Consider the following 6,629-nt stretch of genomic DNA (forward strand, 5'->3'; position numbering starts at 1 on the left):
TCTGCCTTTTTTGTTGCCTAATCTCTTCATTCATTGCTCTTAGCCTCCATTATTTGGTTATAGCGAGGATTTTGTATTTAATATTTCCTGAAGGTGCTCTTACCAAGAGCTCCTCGTCGACGTGCCTATCTAGTAGGGCTTTGCCGATTGGCGAATCTACACTTATCTTATTTTCAAATATATTCGCTTCATGTGTGTTAACAACTCTAACTTCCATGGTTTCCTTGCTTTCAAGATTCTCAAGAAGCACTTTGCTGCCTATTCGTACAATCGAATTATCGCCATTGTCCTCGATTATTTCAGCATTGTTAAGAATTTCTTCGAGCTGTTTGATCCTGCTGTCAATTTTACCTTGTTCGTTCTTTGCCTCGTCATATTCGCTATTTTCGCTAAGGTCGCCTAGTTCTCTGGCTTCTTTTATTCTTTCGGCGATTTCATACATGAGTTTCTTGCGAAGTGTATCCAACTCCTTTTTTAAGCTTTCATAGCCCTCTTTTGTGAGATAGATTACCTCTCTTTTTGTCATCTATATCCCTCCCAGGTGGTTCTTTGTTTTTAGCTCATCTTTCAATTCACTAATTATATCCATAAAATGGTCAAGGTCTCTGAATTCTTTGTAAACAGAGGCGAATCTAACGTAAGCTATTCTATCTTTCTTTTTAAGCCTGTTCATTACCAGTTCTCCAATTTTTAATGTAGAAACTTCTGATTTGCCAAGTTTCCGAACCTCATGCTCAATTTCAGTGAGCATTTCTTCCATTTCTTCGAGTGTGATAGGCCTTTTTTCGCAAGCTTTTATGATGCCAGACAAAATCTTCTGACGATCGAAACGCTGCCGACGTCCATCTTTCTTTACCACGAATATCGGCCTTTGTTCGAATCTCTCATAAGTGGTGAAACGTCCACCGCAGTCTTCACACTCTCTTCGCCTGCGGACAACCGCACCGCCATCTGTGGTTCTGGTATCGATTACCCTTGTTATAATGCTTCCACAAAAGGGACATTTCATTTTTCCCCCTCCAATTTCTCAGCAATTTTTTGTAGCTTTTTCAACCTGTTGAACACCGCGGATTTACTCATGGGGGGATCCATGAGTTCTCCGAGTTCTCTCAGGTTCAATTCTTCGTATTCGAGCCTGAGCTTTGCGAGCTTTTCAAGATCGGCTGGCAAACTATCTAACCCAAGCTTTCTTTCAATGATCCTGATGGCTCTTACGTGCCTTGCCATTGCCTGGCCCGACTTGTTGGCATTCGCAGTGATGAAATTCAGTGTTCGGCTAACATTTCCTCTAATTTGCCTTACCTCAACGGCCTTTAACAATACGGAAACAGCGCGGGAGGCTTCAACGAGTGAAAGCAACTCCACGATGTCTCTAGAGGATTTAATATATACTTTGTATTTGTTTCCCACTTCGATATATCCCGCTTTGATATTTAAAAAATTCACCAAATGATTGGTCAGGTTGAGGATAAAATTCTTTGTGGTATCAAGAGAAATCTCCAGGTGATATCCTCTTGATGGATCTACAACAGATCCTCCTGCTAAATATAATCCCCTCATAAAAGCACCAAAATAGGCGGGGTCTTTTTTTACGAAATCTGGTAAATCGTCGCTTAAAATGGAAATTCCAAATTTCTCGAGAAACCCATAAATTTTGTTGAAAGAATACAAAATTTCTCCGCCACGGCGGTGCTTAAGCCGGGTTTCCTCAGTGATACTCGTTTCAACGGAGGTGATCCCGAGTTTTTTGGATAATGTGTATAACCTTTTAAGGCTCGTAATCGAGTTCAAAGAAATAACTAGATATTTTTTTGCATTGCTAATTCTAAGAGAGCCCCGGGATTTTACATAACCTAAAAACTCTGCCCTTGTTTCCATATCGTTATCTATGGCCAGATGGCAGAGTTCATCTTTTATCTTATCAGCAAAACTCATAAAAATCCCCCATCAATCTTCATGTAGCTCTCTGTGATGCAAGGAAACATTTCTACTTTCATTTTGCATTGCATTGTACAAACGCTCGGCTATGTATACAGATCTGTGCCTTCCACCAGTGCAACCAACAGCGATTTTGATCTGGTTTCTACCACTAAAACTGAATTCTTCGATAGTAATATCACAAACCTTTTTTATAGCAGAGAAGTATTCGCCAATCCTCTTGAACTCTTCGAGAAATTTTTTGATTCCCTTGTCCTTTCCCGTTAATTCAGACAGTTCTGCAATATAATACGGGTTTGGCAAAAAACGCACGTCAAAAACGAGATTGGCATCTTGAGGTACCCCGTTTACATAGCTAAAACTTTCGATAATAACACGTATGGGAGGTATTTCATGCAATTCTTTTTTTATCGCATTGAGCAGGCGCAGATGCATTTCTTTTACATCCATATTTGAAGTGTTGATTACTTCATCAGCAATATCCATGAGCGGTCTCATCATTTCGCGTTCTTTACGGATGGCTTCAGATAAAGAGTACTTCTTCATTAAAGGGTGTGCCCGCCTTGTTTTTCCATATCTGAATTTAATGATTTCATCATCGGCATCAAGGAAAATGGTCTTGATCGCTACATCGTTCAAATTAGCCTTGGCTTTTTGAATTTCCATTATGAAGGCTTCTGCGCTCTTGGAGCTTGTTATAGCCCTTATGTCCACTACTATTGCAAGATTATCCATTTCCTTGCGCTTTAATATCTCATAGAAGTCCCGAAAAACGGTGAGTGGAACGTTGTCAACGCTGAAAAAACCGAAATCTTCGAGAAATTTAAGCGCTGAGGTTTTGCCAGCACCCGACATACCTGTTAGTATTATTAGATTGCGTTCAGCCATACAAACACCTCATAAATGTATAAATTCCCCCAGTTTTTCGAGTTCGACGTGGCTAACCACAAGCTCATCACTGGATTCTAAAAGAAGCGATGCCTTTCTTTTAAAATCCTCTGCGCTACCAGTTACATAAAAAGTAACACTGGATTTTTTTGTGGTCTCAATTTTTCCAATCCATTCAATTACCTTCTCAGAAACATGATCTGCGGGGTCAATTATTTGTGTACCATTGCCTAGATATTTTTCTATAACCGTTTTTAAATACGAATAATGTGTACAGCCTAATATGAGATAATTTGGCGAAATTCTTCTAATCTCTTCAAGATAATATGTAACAATCCATTCAGTTAATTCACCATCACTCAGACCTTCTTCAACCAGGGGGACAAATAATGGACATGCTTTTTGGAAAATCCCGGAAATATTTTCATCTATTATGAGCTTTCTCAAATATACTGAGCGCTTTATAGTGACTTCGGTTCCTATTATAGCAATAGAGTTCTTATCTGAAACGTTATTTCTCAGATAATGGATTGTAGGATCAATAATACTGAAAAATGGGACCCAAAGATTATTTTTTTCTGCTTCTGTTAGCAATGAATCAGTTGTGTTGCAAGCCGTTACGATGGCATCGACATTTATATGCCTGAAAAAACTGAGTATTTCTGAAATAAAGCCACGTACCATTTCCTGAGGTTTCGAGCCATAGGGTAACCGTGCTGTATCAGCGAAATAAAAAAAATCAATCCCAAAAGGGATTTTCATGAGAAGCTGCTTCAGTACTGTGAGACCACCAATACCTGAATCATAAACGCCTATTCTAATCCTTTGCAATCCTTCCACGTCCTTTATAATGATCCTTTAAAATTGCATCGTACTTTTCTTTTAGTCTTTTCAACTCGCTTTGGGCTTTGATAAAATCTGTTGTCATATTCACAAGCATCGCGACAAGAACACTATCCAACCCGACTTTTTCTACCTCTTTTTCAAGGATACCAAACTCCTGAATGATTTCGTTGAAAACCTCATCAACAATACTTTGAGGTTCATTTGTGATGAATTCATATTCTCTTTCCCCAAGTTTAAGAACCACAGGCCTTTTCATAGAAAATAGCCTCCTAATCTTCGCGTTTCTCTAAATTGCCTCTGACCCTCTTGATCAATTCTTCAATTGTTTTTTCCTCGGTTTCAAGTCTTAACTCCAGTTCTTTTATTCTCACCTGGAGATCTTCCTTCTGTTTTTCAGCAGTTTCCAGTTGCGCCCAAAGCTGTTCATTCTCTTTTTTTAATTTATTGAATTCGTCAACCATCTTATCAATAACGAGTTCAAGCTCTTCAATCAAGTTCATTTGAACACCTCCAGGAAAAATATCGCTAGTGTCATGATTTGATGATGAGTCAACCGGATTATTCATATTGTTCTAAACTAACGACTTACAAAGTATTTAAACTCATGAAATCATTAACTATTATACTACTTGAATGAACGTTGTTGGCAAATTTCAAAAATATAAAAGGGGACCAATATAGGTCCCCACATCTTAACCAAGATCAAAGATAGTTTTTTGCTATACGCACAAGCTCAATGAAACTCTCTTTCAAACTGGCTCCGCCAACAAGGCCCCCATCAATATTCTCCATCTTTATGAGACTGTCGAAATTGTCGGGTTTAATACTTCCTCCATAAAGAATCTTCAACTGATCGGCTATCTCCATGCTATATAACTCTCCAAGAAGCTTTCGCACATATCCCATGGCTTTATCTGCCTGCTCGGGCGTTGCCACCTTCCCCGTGCCAATCGCCCATACAGGTTCATAAGCAATGATCATTCTCATGATTTCATTGGCACTTATATCTTTTAGTCCTTTTATTATTTGACTTCTGAGAACCTCAAATGTCCTGCCTGCTTCCCTCTCTTCGAGAGTTTCTCCAATGCAAAAGATTGGTATAAGATTCTCTTTAAGAGCAAACTTATTTTTTTCGTTGATGAGTTCATCACTTTCCCCAAAAATGTGACGCCTTTCAGAATGTCCCACTATTACGTATTTTACACCGAGGTCTTTCAACATCGTCACAGAAATTTCTCCAGTGAAGGCTCCGCTTTCTTTGGGATAAATGTTTTGAGCGCCAACTCCTATTTTGGTGTCTTTCAGTACATCGGCTACTGCCGGAATATCGATGCTTGGAGGGCAAACAACTATATCAAGAGAGTCTTCTAAACCTATTTCTGCCGCGAGAACCCCTGCAAAGAGCTTAGCCTCGGTGGGTGTCTTGTTCATTTTCCAGTTACCTGCGATGGTCAATCTACGTTTTTTTTTAATATCCTCTTCGGCTATACTTGCTATACCGGGAAGTACCTTTCCCTCCAGCATTTCAAGGGAAGCCCCGCCACCGGTTGAAACGTGGCTTACTTTATTGGCAAGATTGAACTTGTTTATCGCAGCCGCGCTATCACCACCACCAATTATAGTATCCGCTCCTTTTAGTGAAGCAAGCGCTTTAGCAATTTCTTCGGTGCCAGTAGCGAAATCATCGATTTCAAAAACACCCATAGGACCATTCCACACAACTGTTTTGGCATCGTTGAGTTTTTCTTTGAAAAGTTCTATTGTACGTGGTCCGATATCCAGACCTTTCCAGCCTGAAGGAATCCCTTCGTCAATGGAGACAACTTTCTTCTCCACACCTGCTTCGATGGTCTGAGCAATTATGGTATCCACAGGGAGAATGAATTCTACGCCTTTTTCTCTTGCAGTTTTCAAGATATTTTTCGCCAATTCGATTTTGTCTTCTTCAACCAGGGAATCTCCCACTTTTTTACCCAGGGCTCTAAGGAAGGTGAACATCATTGCCCCGCCTATAAGTATTCGATCAGCCTTTTCCAGGAGATTGGTAATCACACCGATTTTATCTGATACTTTTGCACCGCCAAGTATAACCACATAAGGGTGTTCGGGCTTTTCAACGGCTTTTCCGAGCATCAAGATTTCTTTTTCCATAAGAAAGCCTGCCACGCTTGTAAGATGCTTCGCAACCCCAACATTAGATGCATGTGCACGATGAGCGGTACCGAAGGCATCGTTAACGTGAATATCACCAAGGGAAGCAAGGGATTTTGCAAATTCAGGGTCGTTGTTCTTCTCTTCCTTATGGAACCTAACATTTTCAAGAAGCACGATTTCCCCATCTTTCATAGCTTCGACTACCTTGCGAGGACCTTCACCAATACAATCATCAACAAAGGAAACATGATGACCAAGGAGTTCTTCCAGCCTCTTTGCTACAGGTTTTAAGCTGTATTTTGGATCTTTAACGCCTTTGGGCCTTCCAAGGTGGGACATGAGTATAACTTTACCTCCTTGATCAATAGCATACTTTATAGTGGGCAAGGCGGCTTTTATTCTCGTATCATCGGTAACTTCTCCAGTTTCTTTATTAAGAGGAACGTTAAAATCCACACGCATAAGAACGTGTTTTCCTTTAAGGTCCACATCTTTAATGGTGAGTTTTCTTTTCATAGTCATTCCTCCCGGGGTAAAAATAATAAAATGGGGCTTTTAAAAGGCCCCATAGAAAACATTACATATTTGCCATTTTCTCAGCAATATCAACGACTCTGCAACTATAACCATACTCATTGTCGTACCAGGAGCAAATCTTTACAAGGTTTCCGCTAACAAAGGTAAGCGTGGCATCAAAAATGCCAGAATAATTTGATCCCACGATGTCAGAACTCACTATGGGTTCTTCATTGTAACCGAGAATGCCTTTGAGATATGTTTCGCTTGCTTCTTTCATGACTGCG

Annotated in this window: 8 protein-coding genes and 1 pseudogene; all 9 read right to left on the reverse strand. The window is 39.9% G+C overall.

Annotation, left to right across the window (positions count from 1 at the left end):
* Positions 1-49: 49 nt before the first annotated feature.
* Positions 50-526, reverse strand: coding sequence for a transcription elongation factor GreA (greA, locus tag AC3LHT_RS07485; RefSeq protein WP_290646227.1), 477 nt, complete (start codon positions 524-526; stop codon positions 50-52).
* Positions 527-1,009 carry a transcriptional regulator NrdR gene (gene nrdR / locus AC3LHT_RS07490; RefSeq protein WP_290646225.1) on the reverse strand — a complete coding sequence of 161 codons (483 nt, stop codon included), beginning with the start codon at positions 1,007-1,009 and terminating at the stop codon, positions 527-529. It abuts the gene before it with no gap.
* On the reverse strand, positions 1,006-1,935 hold the full coding sequence (gene whiA / locus AC3LHT_RS07495) for a DNA-binding protein WhiA (RefSeq protein ID WP_290646223.1): 930 nt from the start codon (positions 1,933-1,935) through the stop codon (positions 1,006-1,008). Before whiA ends, nrdR begins: the two co-directional genes overlap by 4 nt.
* 12 nt (positions 1,936-1,947) lie before the next feature.
* Complete coding sequence (rapZ, locus tag AC3LHT_RS07500) at positions 1,948-2,826, reverse strand: RNase adapter RapZ (protein WP_290646221.1); 879 nt, start codon at positions 2,824-2,826, stop codon at positions 1,948-1,950.
* Positions 2,827-2,835: 9 nt separating this feature from the next.
* The gene (murI, locus tag AC3LHT_RS07505; RefSeq protein ID WP_290646219.1) at positions 2,836-3,657 is read right to left on the reverse strand and encodes a glutamate racemase; all 822 of its coding nucleotides are present in this window, start codon (positions 3,655-3,657) and stop codon (positions 2,836-2,838) included.
* A complete protein-coding gene (locus AC3LHT_RS07510) occupies positions 3,644-3,928 on the reverse strand; it encodes a cell division protein ZapA (RefSeq protein WP_290646217.1) in 285 nt (94 codons plus the stop codon). Before AC3LHT_RS07510 ends, murI begins: the two co-directional genes overlap by 14 nt.
* Positions 3,929-3,941: 13 nt before the next feature.
* A complete protein-coding gene (locus AC3LHT_RS07515) occupies positions 3,942-4,172 on the reverse strand; it encodes a hypothetical protein (protein ID WP_290646215.1) in 231 nt (76 codons plus the stop codon).
* A gap of 202 nt (positions 4,173-4,374) precedes the next feature.
* Positions 4,375-6,342 (reverse strand): triose-phosphate isomerase, encoded by a 1,968-nt coding sequence (tpiA, locus tag AC3LHT_RS07520; RefSeq protein WP_488662457.1) that lies wholly within the window; start codon positions 6,340-6,342, stop codon positions 4,375-4,377.
* Between the two features lie 61 nt (positions 6,343-6,403).
* Positions 6,404-6,629, reverse strand: a pseudogene (locus AC3LHT_RS07525) (type I glyceraldehyde-3-phosphate dehydrogenase); the annotation flags it as partial.

The organism is Kosmotoga sp., assembly GCF_982836095.1.